The 21,152-nt window shown below is 41.1% G+C and carries 19 protein-coding genes; 1 reads left to right on the top strand and 18 read right to left on the bottom strand.

Annotated elements, in window-relative coordinates; translation table 11 throughout:
* Window positions 1–15 precede the first annotated feature (15 nt).
* Entirely contained in the window at window positions 16–1,236 is a 1,221-nt protein-coding gene (locus tag DBR11_RS00745) for a PAS domain-containing sensor histidine kinase (protein WP_108549695.1), read from the top strand.
* Here DBR11_RS00745 and DBR11_RS00740 read toward each other — a convergent pair.
* The 18 genes from DBR11_RS00740 to DBR11_RS00655 all read right to left on the bottom strand — a co-directional run.
* On the bottom strand, window positions 1,223–1,612 hold the full coding sequence (locus DBR11_RS00740) for a response regulator (RefSeq protein ID WP_146186433.1): 390 nt from the start codon (window positions 1,610–1,612) through the stop codon (window positions 1,223–1,225). The genes DBR11_RS00745 and DBR11_RS00740 overlap by 14 nt on opposite strands.
* Before the next feature lie 108 nt (window positions 1,613–1,720).
* Entirely contained in the window at window positions 1,721–2,932 is a 1,212-nt protein-coding gene (locus DBR11_RS00735) for a DegT/DnrJ/EryC1/StrS family aminotransferase (RefSeq protein WP_108549693.1), read from the bottom strand.
* A 35-nt stretch (window positions 2,933–2,967) separates the two neighbouring features.
* On the bottom strand, window positions 2,968–4,881 hold the full coding sequence (locus DBR11_RS00730) for an OmpA family protein (protein WP_108549692.1): 1,914 nt from the start codon (window positions 4,879–4,881) through the stop codon (window positions 2,968–2,970).
* Between the two features lie 13 nt (window positions 4,882–4,894).
* On the bottom strand, window positions 4,895–5,671 hold the full coding sequence (locus DBR11_RS00725) for a hypothetical protein (protein ID WP_108549691.1): 777 nt from the start codon (window positions 5,669–5,671) through the stop codon (window positions 4,895–4,897).
* Window positions 5,672–5,683: 12 nt separating this feature from the next.
* Window positions 5,684–6,544 carry a hypothetical protein gene (locus DBR11_RS00720; protein ID WP_108549690.1) on the bottom strand — a complete coding sequence of 287 codons (861 nt, stop codon included), beginning with the start codon at window positions 6,542–6,544 and terminating at the stop codon, window positions 5,684–5,686.
* 64 nt (window positions 6,545–6,608) lie between these two features.
* A complete protein-coding gene (locus DBR11_RS00715) occupies window positions 6,609–8,702 on the bottom strand; it encodes an LruC domain-containing protein (RefSeq protein WP_108549689.1) in 2,094 nt (697 codons plus the stop codon).
* Window positions 8,703–8,875: 173 nt separating this feature from the next.
* On the bottom strand, window positions 8,876–9,565 hold the full coding sequence (locus DBR11_RS00710; protein ID WP_108549688.1) for an acetyltransferase: 690 nt from the start codon (window positions 9,563–9,565) through the stop codon (window positions 8,876–8,878).
* A 51-nt stretch (window positions 9,566–9,616) separates the two neighbouring features.
* Window positions 9,617–10,222: a sugar transferase gene (locus DBR11_RS00705; RefSeq protein ID WP_108549687.1), complete on the bottom strand. Its 606-nt coding sequence runs from the start codon at window positions 10,220–10,222 to the stop codon at window positions 9,617–9,619.
* A 1-nt stretch (window position 10,223) separates the two neighbouring features.
* On the bottom strand, window positions 10,224–11,468 hold the full coding sequence (locus DBR11_RS00700) for a hypothetical protein (protein WP_108549686.1): 1,245 nt from the start codon (window positions 11,466–11,468) through the stop codon (window positions 10,224–10,226).
* Window positions 11,465–12,583 (bottom strand): hypothetical protein, encoded by a 1,119-nt coding sequence (locus DBR11_RS00695; RefSeq protein WP_108549685.1) that lies wholly within the window; start codon window positions 12,581–12,583, stop codon window positions 11,465–11,467. Before DBR11_RS00695 ends, DBR11_RS00700 begins: the two co-directional genes overlap by 4 nt.
* Window positions 12,583–13,713, bottom strand: a complete 1,131-nt coding sequence (locus DBR11_RS00690; protein ID WP_108549684.1) for a glycosyltransferase family 4 protein — start codon at window positions 13,711–13,713, stop codon at window positions 12,583–12,585. The genes DBR11_RS00695 and DBR11_RS00690 overlap by 1 nt, the downstream gene beginning before the upstream one ends.
* Window positions 13,706–14,584, bottom strand: coding sequence for a glycosyltransferase family 2 protein (locus DBR11_RS00685; protein WP_108549683.1), 879 nt, complete (start codon window positions 14,582–14,584; stop codon window positions 13,706–13,708). Before DBR11_RS00685 ends, DBR11_RS00690 begins: the two co-directional genes overlap by 8 nt.
* Window positions 14,581–15,657 (bottom strand): glycosyltransferase family 4 protein, encoded by a 1,077-nt coding sequence (locus DBR11_RS00680; RefSeq protein ID WP_108549682.1) that lies wholly within the window; start codon window positions 15,655–15,657, stop codon window positions 14,581–14,583. Before DBR11_RS00680 ends, DBR11_RS00685 begins: the two co-directional genes overlap by 4 nt.
* The gene (locus DBR11_RS00675; protein ID WP_146186432.1) at window positions 15,654–16,769 is read right to left on the bottom strand and encodes a hypothetical protein; all 1,116 of its coding nucleotides are present in this window, start codon (window positions 16,767–16,769) and stop codon (window positions 15,654–15,656) included. Before DBR11_RS00675 ends, DBR11_RS00680 begins: the two co-directional genes overlap by 4 nt.
* Window positions 16,770–16,806: 37 nt before the next feature.
* The gene (locus DBR11_RS00670) at window positions 16,807–18,054 is read right to left on the bottom strand and encodes an EpsG family protein (protein ID WP_108549680.1); all 1,248 of its coding nucleotides are present in this window, start codon (window positions 18,052–18,054) and stop codon (window positions 16,807–16,809) included.
* On the bottom strand, window positions 18,054–19,172 hold the full coding sequence (locus DBR11_RS00665; protein WP_108549679.1) for a glycosyltransferase: 1,119 nt from the start codon (window positions 19,170–19,172) through the stop codon (window positions 18,054–18,056). The genes DBR11_RS00670 and DBR11_RS00665 overlap by 1 nt, the downstream gene beginning before the upstream one ends.
* Entirely contained in the window at window positions 19,172–20,326 is a 1,155-nt protein-coding gene (wecB, locus tag DBR11_RS00660; protein ID WP_233260601.1) for a non-hydrolyzing UDP-N-acetylglucosamine 2-epimerase, read from the bottom strand. Before wecB ends, DBR11_RS00665 begins: the two co-directional genes overlap by 1 nt.
* Window positions 20,327–20,340: 14 nt before the next feature.
* Window positions 20,341–21,152, bottom strand: an 812-nt coding sequence (locus tag DBR11_RS00655; RefSeq protein ID WP_146186431.1) for an ABC transporter ATP-binding protein, incomplete at its 5' end; no start/stop codon positions are given.

Here is a 21,152-nt window from a genome sequence, read left to right as displayed (position 1 = left end):
TAAATATTCTGTACCATGTCAAGCTATACCTCTCTCTCCACTGTTAATAAAAAATCAATCTCATTTGATGAAGTTTTTTTCCCTGGCATTACTTCGGAACTGATAGGAATTGAAGAATTCAAGCCCCGTTCAGAAGTATTTTATGCGGAAGGATCAGACTTATTGGAGTACACAAAATTATACCAGTTAATTGCTAATAATACTTCAGATATTATTGCTATTTACAACCCGGATTTTACCTTTCAGTTTATATCTCCTTCTGTTACTAAAGTACTTGGATTTGAGCCATTCGAAATTATAGGAAAACGCCCATCTGAACTATTTAATGTTCCAGATGACTTAAGCCCGGACGTGCCTTACATTCTTCAGTATCCACACAAATTTGATCAAAGAACAATCCTCCTGGAAACCGTACTCAAACCAGTTTACGACAATGGCGTTATAAACTCCTATTTAGCCACCTCCAGGGATGTAACCTCCAGAGAGAGTATCCGCCAAGAACTGGAAGACGCGCTGGAAAGAGAAAAAGAATTGAACCAGCTTAAATCCAAGTTTATCTCCATTGCCTCCCATGAACTGAAGACCCCATTAACCATTATTGCCAGCAGTGTAGAAATCCTATCTATTTATTTCCAGGAAGAACAGTACCTGAAGGAAAAACTCGAAAAACATACCAATAGAATTTCGGCACAGGTAGAGCGCCTGAATGGCATTATCAACGACGTTTTATTGGTTGAAAAATCCAAACAGCCTTCCCAGCAGACAACATTTGATTGCTTTAATCTGGTGGCTTATATCCATGAATCCATGGAAGAGTCTTTTGGCAAATACTTTCCAAAGAACATTCAGATCAGCAGTTCTGAAAAATACATCTCTATCCATTCCAACAAGAAATTCCTGTACCATATCCTCAAAAATCTTACAGAAAACGCCATCAAATATTCCAATCCAGATAACGTCCAGATAGAACTTCACATTGAATCAACAGCAGACTACATCAACATCTCGGTAAAAGATCATGGGATTGGCATCAACCCAAAGGATAAGCATCAATTGTTCAACCTCTTTTACAGGTCCGCTTCAGTGGATAATATTGATGGAACAGGTATTGGCCTCACCATTGTGAAAGACTGCACGGAGAAATTAAATGCCAAAGTTAGTTTCCAAAGCACCATCAATAAAGGAAGTACCTTTACCATCAGTTTACCCAAAGGATTGCCCGCTATTGTTTCTTAGCCTGCTGCTGCATTACAGATTCTATACAGACCAGCAGATGATCTAAATCCAGGGGTTTAGTTAACAATGCATCAAATTTCTCCTGGGAAATCGACTTCAAATAATCCGAATATCCGGAAGTCATTCCTATAACCGGGGTTTGCTGATACAGCTCCTGTTTTCTGATATACATCAGCAATTCCAGACCGTTGACTTCAGGCATCATAATGTCTGTGATTACAAAATCTATCCGACATTGTTTATCCAAGTAATTCTCTATAGCTTGTTTGCCATTTTCGGCAACCAGGACAGTAAAATTACTCATCACCAGAAACTTATTTAACAACAGCTGTGTCGGCTTATCATTCTCAACCAATAGAATTGTAATTTTACCCATATAGTTTTGGCTTAAATAGTAATTAATTAAGGTCTCGGAGGTTAATGTTGGGGTTTTACCCTGCAAAGTTAAACATTAACTTATTTCCAAACCACATTTAACAGAATTTTAAGATGCAATACGAACCTTATCTGCTGCTTTACGCTTTGTTAAAACCTCTTCCAGTACCTGGGTTATCCTGTTCAGTTCTATTAGAGAAAGATTACTGCCACTTGGCAGACACAAACCTTTATCAAAGATCTCTTCCGATACCCCCTGCCCATAGAAAGAACAACCCCGGTACAATGGCTGAAGATGCATAGGTTTCCACACCGGCCTGGATTCGATGTTTTCTTTGGCAAGAGCTTCCATGATGTCTCCGTTGGTAATGCCTCCGTTGAGTTCCGGATATACCATAATAGTGGTTAACCAACGATTGGAAAAATAATCTGCAGAAGGCTCTTCCAAAATATTCACGCCTTCAACCTGCTGAAAAAAACTTCTGTAATGTTCAAAATTATTTCGCCTGGCCCAGATCCGTGCATCAAGTACCTCCAGTTGCGCCAACCCAATACCTGCCAACACATTACTCATTCTGTAATTATACCCAATTTCTTCATGCTGATAATAAACAGCAGCCTCTTTGGCCTGCGTAGACAGGAATTTAGCCTTTGTAATAAATTGCTCCTGATGGCTTACCAGCGCACCGCCGGAACTCGTTGTAATGATTTTATTGCCATTAAAACTAAAGACTCCCATGTCTCCAAATGTACCACAAGCTTTGCGCTTATAAGTGCTGCCCAGTGATTCGGCGGCATCTTCAACAACGGGAATACCATATTTATTGGCCACTTTTAAGATCTCCTCCATATTTGCAGGCATTCCGAATAAATGCACAGGAATGATTGCCTTGGGTAATTTAGAAGGCCCTTTTCCTGATTTTGTATTTATATTTCCTTTTAAACAATCCAGAATAGCCATTTCAAGATGCTCAGGACACATATTCCAGGTCGAAGCTTCTGAGTCAATAAAAACAGGTGTGGCCCCAAGGTATTTGATTGGATTTGCAGAGGCTACAAAAGTAAGGCTTTGGGTAAGTACATAATCATCTGGCCCAACATCCAGCAACAACAGGCTCAGGTGCAAAGCAGCTGTTCCGGAACTTAGAACAGCACTATGTCCAACACTATTGTAAGTACACAACTCCCGCTCAAAAGCATCTATATGCGGCCCCGCAGGAGCAATCCAGTTGCTTTTGAAAGCATCTTCAATGTATCCCATCTCTTTTCCACTCATGTGGGGAGAACTTAACCAGATTTTAATGTTTGATGAATTGTTCATATTAAAAAATTAATGCCTAATGATTAACTTAAATTCTACTTTAGTGAGACGTTAACACTTCTGATAAAGGCCTCTTTTAAACCCAGCCCCTTTAACTTAACTAATGCTTCCTGTGCCTCTTCCTTAGAACCGAAAACGCCATAAAAATATCTTCTGAAGCCATCTTCGCCCTTTTCATTGAATAACCTGAACCCTTTAAGATCCACAACTAAATTATTTTCCAGATCTTTAAAAGCACCTATCTGCACTGTATAATAACCCGTTTCATTCTGTTTTCTCTGCGTTAAAACTGGCGTTTCAGAGCCTGACTGGTCCAAAACAACCAGTTGTTTGATCTTTTCTCGTAACTGGCCAAGCGTTTGTACTTCATCTCCAAAAAATTTGGTTTTTAACAAGGCTTTCATATTGTCTTCATTAAAACCATACAGACTAAGCTCACTCCTTCTGTTTTTTTCCTGCTTGATTTCATCACAGGAAGCACAGTTATAAATTGGCTTAGATTTTCCAAACCAGGTTTTGGTGATCTTATCAGGACTTATTCCCGCACCCATTAAATAGGCTTCAACAGAACCTGCCCTATTTTCACTTAACCTCTGATTGTAGACGGCATTGGCTCTCAGGTCGGTATGAGACTGCACCTGGAGCGAAAGAAAATCAAACCTCCTCATCAATGAACCAATCCGATCTAATTTTTCACGGGCATCCGGCCTAATATTATATTTATCCAAATTGTAATAAATTGTGTCTTTATATAGTAAGCCCGCACCTTCATTTGATTTCAAAATTTCAGGAAGATCTTTATTTTTAGGAATACTGTCTGACGGTTTTTCAGGAACCACGGGTTGCACTTTAACAGGCATCGGCATCACCATTTTCGGATCCGGACAAGGACTGCAAAAACTCGTTCCAAATGGAAGTAAAGCTTGTATTTGCCTGTTCATACGATCTGGAACCTCAGACTTAGGTGCCTTTTTTCTAAAAGGATAAAAAGAAATTCCCAACTCCAGATGTGATACATCATAATACGATTTCAGGAATGGCACCTCATAGCTCGCGCTTAAACCCCAACGGTCGGACAGATTCATACCCGCAACCACATAGCCACTCTGCCATGATCGTGTAAACAAACCCAGCGACAAGACATTCTCTTTATCAAACCTCATCCAGGTAAGCCCATAGGTCGTTTCATGTATACCGGCAGTGTCTCTTTTGGCCTTGTAATCCCTTAAAAACACCCCCTCTTTCCAGGAGTACTGCTCCACTTTAAGCCCGTTTTTTGGATTTACCTGGTAAAATAAACTCGTTAAAGCAGTTACCCTGTACCGCTTAAGTAAACTGCCCTTGTAAAGGAAGTTGTATTCTGGATTGGTAATGTTATAAGCAGAAAAACCGGTCTGGACCTTTAATCTGTCCAGTGTAAATAAATATTTAGCACCTATGCTGTAATTCAAATAGGAAACATCACCAATATAGTTTGGCTCAGTGACACTTCTTTTTTCATGTCTGAATGCGCCAACATCCAGGAACCTGTCATAACTGCCTTTATTTTGATCAATATGTCCTTTAATATAACTCGCCTGTGCACCCAGCCTTAACTCCTGTACATGAGCCTGGTCCAAAAAGATTCCTTTAGCAACAGACAGACCATAGTAGCGCCCATTTACCGGAAAGTTCTTAGATCCAGACTGCAGGTAGTTCAAACCCACAGCCCAGCTGCCAGATTTTCCTATCCGGTAATCCAGTGAAGCATTATAGAAATAATTTTCAGAAACGTCAGTATATACCTTCGAAGCCAGACCTAAAATTCTGTATCTGCCCTCAAAGTCTCCAGTTTGTGCCGGATTAACCAGCAAAGGAATAGAATTGTACTGTGAAACCCTTGGATCCTGCGCATAAATCTTCATTACAGACAAGCACATCATCGCGATGCATAATAATTTTAACTTCATATTTCGAATTACTCTAACTAGTAAGGTTATTTATAAAAAGGCCAATCCGCTCCGCATTGTCCCGTAAATCATCTTCCATATTGAGGCGTAATATTCTAACACCTATTTTTTTTAGTACTTCTACCTTCAACTGGTACTCCAACCTTGCCTGAAACACATAATTTTCCAATGCAACACCATTCAAATGGCCATGGCTAAATGTTCTAATCCCTTGTTTTTTTCTGGTTAGAATACGTTCCATATTCTTTCCAAACGACAAGTCACACAACACAATTCCATCTATTTGTAAACCCTGGTCAGTTTGGATTTCCTCAGGTGTGTAGCAATGAAAAAGTTCCGGTTCAAACCCGTGGTGATGATGAAGCAATCCTTCATCAAAAAACACCAGGTCATCCCTTTCCAGGCGTTTATCCAGTACCCTATTTCTTTGTACATTCCGTACAAAATTCTCCAGTCTTTTTTTTACCACCGCTGCATCCTTCTCCTGTAGTAAATATGCTTCCAGCGTCTTAAAGCTTAGCCAATACCCCTCTCTGGCCACACCTGATCCTTCCTCATCCAGTAATAAATGATGCGCCAGGCCTTGTCGTTTCCATTTAAAACATCCAGATTTTAGCAACAGATAAAACAAGTACTTCATCGAAGGAAATACAGGTTGTTTCGCTAACGCTGCCTTCAAGCAGGCTTCTTCTATGTTTAAAAACCTTCTATATTGGAACTGGCTGGATACCCGATGGTACAACAATGTCTTTCCAACACCCGATGGCCCAAGCAATTCCACTCTTTTCATTCGGTTATTTCATTATCCCTCAGCAAGCTGACCAATATCTATCTGATAACTTTCTAATAAATCTTTAAAAACAACATCATTCTGTCCCTTCAGCACATTCAAATTCATCAACTGTTCCTTACCCAGGCCAACTATCGAAATAAAAGGATAATCAAACATCCCCGCAGCCGAAGCGATTTTAGTCCCTTGTTTCAAAGCCATGATCTTTATCCACAAATCATCTGTTAATAAGGCCTTATCTTTCAGCTGCTCCACATCAAACAGATCTGAATGAAGTGAGCCCGAAGGGAAAAGTACCCCGCCCACCCCCAGGCTCAGCAGCGCGTGAGATGGGTTGGCATTCTTCCTGGGTATCATCCAATTCAAATAACTATTGACCAGCCGGTCCTTCACCATAATCCTTCTAACAAGTACCGCGCAAATCGATCCCGGGTACTTTTTACTATATTCAGTCAGGTTACCAACCAAATTTGGAGTATAGATCTTATCGTCGTCTATTGTTAAAATATCTGCCTTCGGATAAGCACACATGGCATGAAAATATTTATTGTGAGGTTTTAAGTTATCCTGCACAAAAACAATTCTCAGTCCTCTCTTTCTCAGAGAAAGAATGCTTCTTGGCAAGGCACTTTCTTTCTCAAACTCATCTCTGGCCACATAAAGAATCAATCCATCTGGTTTTTTCTTCTGCCTTAAAATTGATTCCGCAACCAGCCAGGTTTTAGCTATTCTTTCCGGTTTTGTTGTCAGGGAGACGATAATCTTCCCCCTTTGATTAAGGTCGTCATCCTCCTCTATTTTAGATCTCCTACCTAGAAGAGCTGATAAACAGTAGTAAACAATAATTGCAAAATTTATAAGCCTTAATCTCATTCCAAAAATATCCCTAACCTAATCATGCTTAAGCGAAATTTGCTTAAGCATGATAAAACCCATACTAGTTAGGCGGGTTAACCAATTTAGACATCACCCTGTTTCCTGTTCCGTTAGTGTACCAATCTTTTTTAAGCGTATTTCCTGATTTGGCCCATTCTACAAAATTTGGATAGGCAAGCGTCATTGAAACACCTGATTTTGGATAAGGGATCTGCTCAGGAACCTCCACAACCCAGTTGATATTGCCTACGCTATTTTTAGTATTACTTAGGTAATATTTCCCTTGCGCAGGAACAGAACCATCATCATCTGTACTAAAATACCTGGTATCCGCTTTTGCGCTTGGCCGCTGATTAGCCAAATGTGTTTCAAAAACCCTGTTTCCCCTTGGAATGATAAACGGAGAGATGTTATTAAAATCACTTACCTTAACCGGACTGGTAAATTTCACTGTAAAAGAAAATGTTTTTGCTCCACCAAGAACACATCCCGAGCCTTCATTATTAATACAATCACCACCCATCATGGTGGATGCACCATCAAACAATTTGATCACCAGGTCATTGGTATGACCAGGCTCTATTGAATAAGTGATATCCTGGAGGGTATTTATGTTTTGACCGCTAAAGTTTAGTTTACTGATGGAAGCAACAAGACCCGGAGCAATATTCGGAATCATAACAGCAAAACCGTTATTCTGTTTAGCAGCAACCGCTACCAGATCAAAGCTGAAATTGACCTCACTTACCAGCTGACCAAAATCATCTACCTTTGCAGCATGCCTATAGTTAAGCACCATATCGTTCATATCAAAATCTGCAAGTTTTGGCCAGGAATCTTCAAATAATAAAGTTCCCTTTGTATTTGCGGAAGGTGTATAGATAATGTCCTGTGTTTGTCCCGGAACGGTAGGTACTGTAGGAAATTCACCTGTATTGATGGCCTCATTAGGATTCCAAGTAGCAAAAAAGGCAACATCCGAATAATCACCATCAGTACCGTCTTCCACAGACCATACAATTTTATTTGTAGACTGGTCATAAATAGCAATCATTCGCTCTTTAACACCGCTCATATTACCAGTTGTACCGGCCGCATTGAAATTCTTATTGGAATAATAAGTTGTTCTTCCCGTATTAATTGTTCCTGGAGTACCCACAGTACTGCTTGGTGTAAATCCATTCGCAATCAGGAAAAATCCGATAGAAGTATTCGGAGGAAAAGATCCGTCGGCATTAGGACCGGTTAACTTGACTGTATTACCAGCTACTAAGCCGCTATAATCCGTAACAGTAGTTCTGGAGGTACTTGGAAAAATATAACCTTTATTCACTATTGCAGCTGCAGACGCAGGAGGAGTGTTTGTTGGATACCAGTAATAGCCTAAAGTATTTTTATTGGCAGAGTTCGCAAAAAGGAACGTAATATTCACATCAGCTGTTTGTCCAGGTTTTAAATCCAGCACAATTGTCCTTGGAGCACCAGACCCCATAAAATCAGGATTTACCTTTTGTCCACGTGGAAGCGCTGCACCAATTCGGTTTAAAAAGGCCGCAGGCACCGGTATCGGATCGATAAGATAATCCGGGAATCCAACATTACTCCAGGATTTTATAGCCTGAGCACCAAGGTTACCTGCGCTCACCGCTCCACGAACGCTTGACAATTTGTTCATCAAACTATAAGAGCGGGTTACTTCCTGAATAACCGGCATATAATTGAGATTAAACCCTGTCGAAGAAGCACTTAATTCGAAATAATCTGGAATACCAACCGATTTAGAAACCAGGTAAATCTTCTCGATATAACCAGGCAATTTCAATTCTGTATTGTATTTGCCTTCTTTATTTAAAGTAATCGACATGACCTTACGAAGTTTGTTCAAGTCTTCGGGCTGATCAATATAGTCATGGGGATTGTCCAGGTAAACATCAAATTTTGCGCCTTCATAAGCTTCGCCACCTAAGAGACTTACTTTAACATTCAAGTTTTTCAACTGGGTAGTTGAATAGTTAAATCCATTTGGAACAACCATTTCCCTAAAATTGACCTCTTTCAAAACATCGGGAACATCTTCACTTCTTTTCTTACATCCAATACCGAAAAGCATCAGAACCAAAAAACATGATAATAAAGGCGTAAATTTAGATTTCATATAAATTTTTTTAATGCGGAATTTAAAACTCTATTTAAGGACAGCCCATAGTCCAAACAAAAAATTATTTCTCGAAAATAAACAATAGATATAGCTTTGGTATTTATTTGATATTATTATGAAACTATATGTAAATGAAGTGCAATTTTATTTACACATATACACTTAAAACACTATTGATCAGCCGCCTGAGCAAGCTGCACTTCGCCGGTATCCGGGTGTGGCTTCAAAATAAATGTTCTCCTGCTTGCAGCCGGCACGCCCACTACAGTCACCTCCGAAGGAACATGGTGAATGACCATTGCCTGCCCACCAACAATGGCACCTTTTCCGATGACTGAACTTTGGACTGTGGAGGCACCTATCCCCATCTGCACACTCTCCTCCAGATAGGTATGACCACCAAGATTAACCCCAGGGGCTAAGGAGCAATAAGACGAGACGGTGCAATTATGTCCAACAGCACAATTCATATTCAGCACCACAAATTCGTCGATCACAGAACCATAATTCACACACACGCCAGGGTAGACAATACTGCCTTTTCCCACGGTGCAGTCGTTGGAAATCCAGGAATCCCGGGCAATAAGTGTGGGATAATTCAAAGAATAGTTGACAGAAATCAGGTCCAGGATTTTTCTTTTTATGGAGGGAAAGGCGATACCAATAACCACATCACAATCCACCTGATCTAAGATCCACGATACCGGTCCGATTACAGGATAACCAAACATATATCCTCCTTGTTTTTTGAGGTCATCGTCTAAAAACCCCAGCAATCTATCTTCAAGACCATATAATTTCAAATTATTAGCGATGTGCCCGCCCACACTTCCCGCTCCAATAATGATCAAATTTCTCATATTACGTGTCTTTTAATTTAACATCTATATATTTTATCTATGGAATAGTTTTCAGTTTGTCCCGGTAAAAGGCTGCATAGGACGCTCTACGCTTTGATTAATTCCCTCTCGCCTGATCACCTTAAAGAAGGTGAGACAAAGGATTTTCACATCAAGCCACAGCGACAACCGCTCTGTATATTCACAATCAAGCTCAAATTTTCTTTCCCAGGAAATTGAATTTCTCCCGCCTATCTGAGCCAGTCCCGTCATCCCCGGCCTAACGTTGTGCCTTCTACGTTGCTGTTCAGTATATAGGGGGATATATTTAAATAGAAGTGGCCTTGGTCCTACCAAACTCATATCCCCCTTGATCACATTGATCAATTGTGGGATTTCATCGACCGACCATTTCCTGATTTTTTGTCCTATTGTAGTAACCCTTTGGTTATCTGGCAGCAAAACGCCCGATGCATCTTTAGTATCCCGCATGGTCTTAAACTTTAAGATATAAAAAGGCCGCTCCTTATAACCCGGCCGCTTTTGCTTAAAAAAAACATCCCCTTTATAGTCAAGTTTCAAAATCAGAAATGTGATCAGAAAGATTGGCGAAACCAGGAGCAACAGGAATAATCCACTTATAAAATCAAATACTCTTTTGAAGCAAAACCTGTACATCTTAATTCTCTTTACGGTTTAACCATTCATTCTTATAAATTGGTCTTTTACCTGAACTTTGCGGCCTGATGTCTTTTAGAAACTTACAGGTCAATTGTGCCTCAGTTCCAAGGATCGCCAGTAAATTCTGTTCAATTGTCTCCACAATTTCATCAGGAAGACCCTGTTCAGTTTTAATCCGGAGTTCATAATGTCTTTGCCCAACCTGAGCGAATTGAAACTGATTATAATAGCCCGACTTTGTTAATGGCATATGAATCAGGGGTCCCAGGGCCAGAGGTGCAATAACATGCCCATCAGTGGTATAGATTTGCTCCGTAACTCTTCCCGAAATACTTCTGAGCTCCAGAAGCTGGCCATTTTCATATCGGTGAGCAACCGCCAGATCACCGGTATCGTAACGCACAATTGGTAAAATATCAGCTTTGAGATCCGTTACCACAACCCTTCCCGTTTCTCCTTCTTTAACAGGGTTGAGCTGCTCATCCAGGATTTCGACCAAAACATTATATCGATTGGTAAAATAAGTTCCCCCAAATTCTCGCTGCTGCGCAATAAGTCCCACTTCCTCATTGCTATACCTGTCTGTTACCCTACAATTAAAAATCTTTCTAATGAAGGCGCTTTTCTCTTCAATGATCGGTTCTGACGTAAAAATGATGGCCTTCACCTGGTGCTTTACCGGGTGTTTATCGATAAACAAAGCCAGTTCATAAACAACAGAAGGAAATCCGATAATCACTTTTATCCCTTTCGCGATCAGAAGATCTGCGATTCCTTTTATTTTTTCTTCCGTTAATCGCTTCGGAACAAAACGGTATTCATTCCTTAAGAACTGTTTCCATTGTGGTTTTTCTTTTGCAGCAATCAATAAAAATGGATCGCCCAGGCGATAACCCGCAATTTCATTAAAATATTTAAAGGAAGCTGTTCTGACCAGGGTGCGGGCTTTAGAATAAGGCACCTTAAAAGGCTCTCCATAAGAACCTCCCGTAAATGCAAAAGAATGAATCCTGCTTTTATCGGTTGTCTTCAGGCGTGCAGAGATGTCTTTCTTGATCATCAAAGGAGCAAGTTTCAATTCTACTTCAAAACCACCCTCAGAAAGGTATTTGCGTATTTCTGCTTCTTCAATTGACCGGGTATGATCGTGAACAGTCTTAACTTCTTTGAAGTAGCGGCCTATCTCTCCGCCATTCAGCCAGCTGTACAATTTATAGACAGCAACAATGAATGTTTTCTTCATAATAATAAATCGGTAAATTGACGTGAACTCCTAAACTCTATATCCGGCCATCTCTTCAGCAACCGCTTTAGCAAAATATCCAGTTCCGAAAGCCCCTTATCTCTGCAAGACACCTTCACCCCTCCAACGAAATTTGCCCTGTGTGTGCCAATAATGGCGGCCTTTCCACATAAAAAGGCACCATTGATCTGGTTGACCACATGATCAGTATTTTTATAAGCCGGATCTGTAGGCTCGAAATTGCAGTTCCGGACATAACAAGTCATCCCTTCAGCAGTTTGATGACCAGTAACATAGGATCGGTGCCGGTATTGCCCGTCCTCATTTCTGTCCAGCCTTTTTCTCGGAACGGCGTTAAATCTTACGCCTTTCTCTATCAGACTCTTATTAAATTCTGGCAGGAAAACGCCGTTGGGTGCATTAAAAACAATTGGTGCAAAACCAAAAACAGTTTTAAACAGATCAATCCCTTCTTCCATAGACCGTCTCAGCCCTTCCCTTGCATGATCTCCAATAATGTAAAAATTCGGCCTGAAGTCCTTTGCCTGTGCTGGCAAACCAGGTGGAGAATAACAAACAAATCCACTATCAAAAGCCGTCCTGAGTTTTGCATCTCCCTCCCTCAGAAACCGTAACCACAAGTCGGTAGCGATATGCTCCCTTCCATGATACTCCGGAACAAATATGCCTTCCGAAATTCCCAGTCGCCAAAGGTCCATCATCCTGGCACTCCTTCCATAGCGCCTATACGTCTCTGTAAACACTTCAGGGTAATACTCCTGGAAGCCACCAGATTTTATCCGTTCAAAATCTGGATTCGCCATATTGCAAAACGGCGTCATTACCGCATGATTTCCACGGCTGTCCTGATATTTCCTCAGCACGGTAAATAAAGCTTCCAGATCTGGAGTATCTTCCAAAGTGTCTTCCTGGTAAAACCTGCTTTTTTCTACCGGAAGTCCGGCAGCAGAAAGCTTACGGTATGCTTTTTCAGAAGGCATTCCAATGCTCCCCCAATCATCACACTCGATAACCACAACTTTTTTCCCAATGGATTTTCCAGGCAGGTTTTTAACGGCAGAGACAAGGGAATGTTTAATCGTTTGAATATTCATCACTTCTCTGTTAAATACATATCATAAATTTTATCCATAGATGCCAGCGAATTTTCAATAGAAAATTGCCGGATTTTTTGAACACCATTCTTCACAAATTTCTTGGAAAGGTCACGGTCCTGATAGAGCTTAAAAACACTATCGATAAATGCCTGTTCGTTCTCCTGCTCAAAGAGAAAGCCCGTTTCATTATGCACAATCAATTCCTTATGGCCGCGATCTTCACTCGCAATTACCGGTACACCGCAAACCATGGCTTCTGCCAGCGCAAGGCCCAGGCCTTCTTGTTTACTGGAAGATATGCTCACATCAGCAATAGCCAGCAAACGATCCATATCTTTTCTGAAACCCAAAAAATCGACATAGGCATGAAGTCCGTGTTCCGTCGTAAAATCAATCATTTTCTGCATCCTGATCCCCGAACCTGCAAACAGAATTTTGATTTCCGGGATCAGATCTTTTAGTCCACCCAATGCCCTCAATACAAATTGATGGTTTTTTCTGTCTATGAAATTGGCAGCATACAACAGGATAAAGCTATTGGGTTCATAACCCATTTCCCGTTTAAAGTTTTCTTTACTAACTGGTTCAATCTTTCGAAACTTCGATGTATCTACGCCGATTCCCTTAATATAGTGTGTTCTGTTTGCATAGAATTTCTTACTGGCCAGGTCATAGTCTTCCTTGTTAATGGTGATAATCGCATCTGTTTTTCCCGAAAGGTACTTCTCAGCCAGATAGTAAGTTAGCCAGTAAGACAAAGGAGCTCCTTTATAGAAATGAAATCCATGAGCCGTATACAGAACCACCGTTCCTTTCTTTCTGGCCTTTCCGGCGGCAAGCCTGGTCATCGCTGAAGGGATAGGTGTATGGCAATGCACCAGCGCATAATCTCCCTCGTTAATGATCTTTTCCAGGCGTCGATAGGCTTCCAGCAATCTAAACGAAAACAAAGTGCGTTTAAAGGGCAGGTTAAACAAATGATCTGCAAAAGGGACCTTTCCATTTCCCCTCACCTCTACTGCAACGTTAACCTCATATCCCTTATCCTTCAACATTTTCAGATAAGGAAGATGGAAAACCTGTAAATGAATATCCGATGTAGCTACGACTAATATCTTTCTACTCATAGTTTTCCGGGATTAGATTTAGGGCCTTCTTTAATTGTTCAAACTCTGCGATTTCCAGCGCATCAGGCAACACTCCTCTTTTTCTAAGAAAGAACTCTACCCCCTTAAAGGGCAACAAAATCGCTGTTACAGCAAATTTAGCCGTCGTTAAAAAAACAGATTTTAAATTTGTCCAGACACCATATTTGAGCAAGCCAAAATGATAGATGACATCGTAGTAATAAGAGGCCAACACCTTTCTACCCGTCACCGAAACAAACTCCGAATAGTAATATAAAGTCTCCGCTGTAGTCAGGAAATAACGGTCATGCAAAAGCCTTCCCGTAAAATCATTGTCTTCTGCCATATTCAATTTCAAATTGAATTTGCATTTCTTTGCCTCATCCAAACGGACCATAGCAGTTCTCAACACGACGTTCTGGCGATCACCAATCCTATATTTTGTAGGCTTGCCTTTCCCTTTCCCTCTAACTGTCTGCAGGGCATAAGCGTCATTGTAACTTGCATTTCCGCAACAGGTAATCAATACCTCCGGATAATTTTCAAGGATCTGAACCTGTTTTTCCAGCTTTAAAGGATGATAGAGATCATCCGCATCCAGAAAGGCAAGGTATTTACCTGCTGCTGCATCGAGAATAACCTGCCTGGCATAAGGTCTTCCTTTATTTTCGTCCAGGTGGATCACCTGAAAGCGCTCATCCTCCAGGCTGTCCAGATAAGCAGCAGTTCCGTCTGTAGAACCATCATTTACAATAAAACATTTCCAGTTCTGATAACTTTGCAGCAATAGAGAATGAATCGTAAAAGGTATCGTGTTTGCCCCGTTATAAACAGGAATCATAATACTGATTAAAGGCATTCCTGTTTTCATGATAAGGTATTTAATTCTAAAGCCGTTAAAAAATCATTTACGATGTACTTCAAACTGTATCGATCTTTAATTTCCACAGCCCTTTCCGCAAATTGCGCTCTTAGCGAGGCGTCCTTCATCAACTTATGAAGTCCGGCAGCCATACTTTCGGGGTCGTTAACCGGAACTTTAATTCCGTTATAACCGCCTTTTATAAAGTCATTTTCTTTTCTCCAGGGCATGCAGTTTGTAGCCACACAAGGCAAACCAAGCGACATCGCTTCCAAAAGGGCCATTGGAAAATTTTCCGTGTGCGAGGGCATCACATAGATGCTCGCTTTGGACAAAAATCCGGCTATATCCTGCTGCAGACCTAAAAAAACCACCCTATTCCTGATACCCAGTTCATCTGCCAATTTCTCCAGGCTGGGCCTCATCTTACCGTCCCCCAGCAGGTGTAATTTCCAATTACTTTCCACCTTCGAAAAAGCCCTGATCAACACATCCTGCCCCTTTTCCGGCGAAAGCCTTCCCATACAGATCACCACATCTTCTTTCTCCACGGCACTGGTCTCAGGAAAACAAATTGGGTTATCCACCACAAACACACGTTGCTGTCCAAATACATTTTTCACTTTTTCTTTGGCCGCTTCTGAAAGAACAAGTACCCCCTTTGCCCGTGGATAGATCAATTTATCCATATAAGGAAAAGGAGACTGGCCCTTACGTTCCGGATTGGAGTGGTCTGTAAAATAAATGGGATAGGAAAGACCCCAGGAAGACAAATACACAAAAGAATTTAACCATTCTCCATTAGAGACAACCCTCAATGGGTTCAATTCTTTTAAGGTTCTACGCACAAAAACACCTGTTCTAAGCATATAACGCAATTTCGAACTTCCTTTGCGCCCGGCTCGGTTTTCTATAACTTTTACCTCCGGATGAAGTGCAAAAAAATGTGGCTTCCGGTGCAGTAAGATCAATACCACTTCATATTGACCAGCTTGTGCAATTTCATTGGCAAACGTGGTGACCACACGGTCTATCCCACCGCCATCAATACTGTTTAGTATGAATGCAATTTTTTCTTTCATAAAACCTCCTTATAGTAATCTGCCAGTTGCTGGGAATGCATAAATTCTATGTCCTTCCATTTCTTCCGCATCTCTGTTAATAAAGTATTTAAAAGCCTCAGGTTCTCTGTGCGGTTAGATTCTACCAAATAGCCAATATAATTCAGCCTGTGTGTGTCAATAATTACCGGTTTGTTCCAGGCAAAGGCAATCTCCATCCGTTGTAAACAATCTGATATCCAATGATAAGCAGGCCTGGAAGATGGTTCAAAAAAACAATTCCGCACCAGGTTAACGCGACCGGTTTGCGGATCGGCACCCGAGCACCTGTAATGCCTTTTGTATGTCCGTCTGCCTTTAACAATACCTTTGGGTTCCAACCTGATGATCTTCCCCTGAAGTGCAGATACCCCCCTGATGTTCAAGAGACTGATCAGCCAGTCTGAGGCTATATAACAAGGAGGTATAAAAGACCTTGGCGTAAAACCAAAAAAATCCTGGAATATTCTTAGTCCAGCTGCAATGCTTTCTCTCTGATAAGCATCCTCCACATCCTCCGTATAATCATAAGCTGCCATATAATACTCAGCTTTGTCAAATGCTGGAGCTATTCCAAAAACACCTTGCTCAAAAGCCTCCAGCGCAAAACGTTCTCCTTCCCTCAAACTTCTCAACCATCTCTGCTGCTGAACATGCTCCCTTCCATGGTATTGCGGAAACATCAACTTCTCTTGCATACCAGTCTTCCATAATTTAAGCACTCCAGGCCTGCTGCGTTCCAGCGTTCCAAAAAAAGGTTCAGTAAAGAATTCAGTAAATCTATTCTTCCTGATCTTTTCAAAATCAGGATTTCCAGTGGTCACATTAAACGTAAATATTGCCGGGTTTCCATTCACATCTCTGTGCCGGCTTAGAACTTCAAACAAAGCAGAAACATCATCTGCCGAAGCGAGGCTATCAAACTTGCTAAAGCAGTCTTTATCCACCGGAATCCCTTTGCCTGCTAAATGATTGAAAGCCTGTAAAGAAGGCATACGAATCCCTCCCCAATCGTCCGATTCAAACACCACAATCTTCTTCTTTACCGTCTGACCTATCGCAGATTGTACATGATAAGATAACTTTTTCTTCATTTGATCAAACATGATTCCTATTATTGGTTACAGCCAATCACTGTTTAAAAAAATCTAAAACTGCTTTTCCTTTTTCACCTATACATAAAAAAGGGTTACCCGTAATCGTTAATATATTAATCGTTTGAAAACCTATTCTTAGTTGAAAAACAATAAAAACAGCCAGCATTGGAGCCCCCAAATACACTATTCTTTTCAACCAGATAAATTCCTCTGCAGCATTCTGTATCATCAGCAACGCAAAAGTGTACAGCAAAAAATAATTGAGTACCTGGAAACGGCCAACTGATGGAATAGATGCAATGACATTATTAATGATTGAAAAATAAAGGATCATGCAGAAAACATCCAGTAACAAAGGATTGCTTTTGACATAATTCCTGTTTAAGAAATAAAGCACTGAAATCAGCACCAGTCCAAAATACCGGATCAATTCAGACTTAAATAGAACAAACCATTTTGTAGTTTCCTGTGCGGCTTCCAGATTCCCGGCATAGTTCTCATTTACGTACGTATGAAGTTTAGTATGTAAAAAATCTGGCGCGTATTGCATCAGGAATTCTTGTAAAGGCCCCAACTGTATAAAATTGAACAAAAAGGAGCCCAGAAAAAGACTATACAATACCGTTAAGTTTTTAGTAAATCCCCTGGACATCAAAAGGATGACAACCGGAATCATAAAAGAGAAATGAAACAAGACCGAACAGGCTGAGATCAATAGATATTTTTTTTTCTTCTCCCCAAACAGATAAGGTAGCATACCATATAAAAACAATTGGGAGGCGGTCCAGAAGCGGAAGCCATTGATAGACCAGAAAGGAATGGTCAGGCACACCACAAATAACAAGATCCAGGAAGCTGTTTTTAGTTTCCCCTCTGCCTGATCCAGGATAAAAAAGACATTTCTGGAATAAAAAAAGCCAAATACCATAGCATATACCCCAAACAGAACAGCTGCACTCTCTGTAAACCTCGACACCAAAAAAGTAGTTAAAGGACCAGCCGCATCCAGAAAACTGCTTTCATCATCAGATAAGAATAAGCCTAAAAAATTGTCAAACCCTACCTCGGTGCGATGCAGTGTAACCAATCTTTCTGCATACCTGTTCGCATCCATAAATTCATCATAGATCACGAAATTGAAACCATAGAAAATAATAAATGCCCACAATACATTCTTCACCAGCGGCCCTTTGTAACTTTTCAAAGCAATTAAAAGAGATACCATCGGAGACACCAGAAAAAGGCTCCAAACAAAAAGAGATATCATGTAGCGTTTATACATTAATTACAGTCTATTAAGTCAATCATTTTCCGGGAAACCATTTCGATTCTATATTGATCAGGATCTTCAACCTGGAGTTGATTTCTATAATCTTTATCTAGAAACTCCAGGAATGTATCTGAAGAAAAACCAAAAGTCTTTACTGATAAAATTGGCTTTTTCAAGATCACATAATCAATTAATTTACTTGGCGACTGCCGCGCTCCTTTGTTTTCAAAATTGACCACAAAATCCATATCCTGAAGCTGGTCCAGAAGTTCCAGGCGGGGAACAGGTGGACGTACTTCTATTCTGCCTTTTGACAAAGCCGCATATTTCTGTGCATATTCTGTATTCCCGGTATAGATAAAAAACTTATAATCCAGATTAGTTTTACTTAGATAGTCAAAAAACTCATGCGGATCCCTCACCCGGGGGATCAGCGTTCCCGCATAGGCAAAAGTTGGTACTTTATTTTGTTTCAGCTGATTTTTAAACCGTACATCCTCAAACCTGAATCCCTGAGGAATCACCTTGATCTTATTTCTGAACTCAGGATAATAAGCCGGAATCGCTTCAGCTATAGGTACGGTGATAAAATCCGCCTTGCGGCAAAACCACTTTTCAAAATATTTAAAATAGAAAAGACGTTTAAACGTATCATTTTCACCCCCCATAAAAGGATCTCCACAATCTGCAACCCACCGCTTTGCTATCGGTCTGCTATTTTTAAGCGCCATTGCAGTAGCCCAGTGTACCGGGTGCGGCGCTGCAATGGTTAACAAAAGATCATAATGTTCCTGCTCCTTCTTTAAGGCTTTACGAACCAGAAAGAGGCTTTCTATATCAGGATATAAAATAAGCAGACTGGATGCCCTGACCAGTATCCTCCTGAATAAGCGGTTTAAACCACTACCTTTCACAGCAACAGGCCTCCATTTTAACGCTCCCAGATCCTTAATCTTTACACCATGTTTCTTTTCAAATCCATCATGCAACTCTTTATTGCGCGGAGTGATCACCGTAACCTGATGTCCCATTCTCGCAAATTCTTTGGTCAGCTCCGTAGTCCTGAAACCTCTCGGTGTATTTTCAGGATAAAAAGACCGGCTCACAATTAATATGCGTTTACTTTCCATTATCCAATTTTTAATAAAATGTCTACAATTCGCTCCGCAGCCTTACCATCCCATTTTTCAGGGATTCCTCCTTTTTTCCAGTTATTTGAAAAGAGTTTATTCAACATTGGACCAATGGATTCAGGGTTGGTACCCACCAATTCATTGGTACCTATTTCACAGGTTTCAGGACGCTCGGTATTGTCCCTCAAGGTCAGGCATGGAATGCTCATCACGGTTGTTTCTTCCGTAATTCCTCCAGAATCTGTCACTACAGCTTTTGCCCGTTCCACAAGATAGTTGAACTCCAGATAGCCCATCGGCTCCGTTAAATGCAGATTCGGAACGTCTTTCAAACTCAGACGGTTTATACCCTCAGCAGCCTTAACTTTCAAGTTTTCTATCACCTGTCTGGTCCGCGGGTGCACAGGAAAAATCAAAGGATATCCCTGTGCACCTTTTATAATAGCTTCAAACAAAGCACTAAATTTACTTTCTTCATCTACATTACCCGGCCGATGCAGTGTCATCATAAAATAGCTCCCTTTTTGAAGAGCCAGCTCCTCCCACAAATCAGGCTTCTTAAATCTATGCTGATTGGCCAGTAAAGTATCAATCATCACGTTCCCCACAAAAAATATCCTTTCATCAGAAATGCCATTGGCCCTCAGATTATCTCCTGCCCAGGTGGTGGTGGTAAAAAAATAATCTGTAATGCTATCGGTAACCATCCTGTTGATTTCTTCGGGCATACTCAGGTCAAAGGAACGGATACCGGCTTCAACATGTGCGACCTTGATCTGCAGTTTTTTAGCGACAATAGAGCAGGCCAGGGTAGAAGTTACATCTCCAACCACGACCACCAGATCGGCAGGATTGACCAAAAGCTCCTTTTCAAATGCCACCATAATGGCCGCCGTTTGTTCCGCCTGGCTTCCACCACCACCACCCAAGTGTGCATGAGGTTCAGGGATATTCAATTCCGTAAAAAAAGTATCGCTCATTTTTGCATCGTAATGCTGCCCGGTATGCACCAGTCGATAGCTTATATTTTGGCCCCTTTTCTGCGCCGCCAGGATGGCCTGCACTATCGGTGCAATTTTCATAAAATTAGGTCGGGCACCTGCTACAATTGTCAGCATCTTTAAATTTCCCATTAATGTGTTCCTGCTCATTCTTAAAATGTCTGCTATATAACTTGTTGTTCTACCATAGTTTTAAATGCCCCATTACTGGCCACCAGTTCCGAAAACCCGTCTATCTGCATAATCTCACCCTTTTTCAGCAGTACAATACGGTCTGCCTGCTTAATGGTAGATAAACGATGGGCAATTACAATGAGCGTCACTTTTCCTTTCAATGCCTCCATACTTTTCTGGATCAGCTGTTCTGTACTTGAATCCAGTGCAGAAGTGGCTTCATCCAGAATCAAAAGATCGACCTCTTTGTACAACTCTCTCGCAATAGAAATCCGCTGACGCTGCCCTCCACTCAAGTTGATTCCTGCATTGCCAAGCTCTGTATTCAAGCCATTAGGTGCAGAAAGCACAAAATCCCAGATGGCCGCCCTCTTACAGGCATCCTCAAATCTGGAGAGGTTTTCAGCAGTGCGTACTGACCATAAGGTTACATTGTTGTAAACCGTATCATTAAAAATCACTGGTTCCTGAGTAATATACCCGATCCTGCTGCGAAAATCTCTCACATCCATGTCTAACAAGTCGGCACCATCTATACAGATCTGCCCCGTGCCTGCATTCAATAAACCACTAATCATATTCACCAGCGTAGATTTCCCACTCCCGCTTTCACCAACCAGGGCCACTGTTTCATTTTTATAGATCGAAAAAGATATATCCTTAAGAACTGTATGTTTCTGGTACCCGAAACTCACCCCATTAAAGGTAATCTCCCGGTTAAACCGACCGATCTCTTTACCCATGTAAAGTTCTCTGCCAGCCGCAAGTTCCTGGCTGAAGGCCTCCAGATGTTCTATAGACC

It is taken from the genome of Pedobacter sp. HMWF019 (genome assembly GCF_003061025.1).
Lineage (GTDB): Bacteria > Bacteroidota > Bacteroidia > Sphingobacteriales > Sphingobacteriaceae > Pedobacter.
This window is presented reverse-complemented; position numbering and strand designations above follow the sequence as displayed.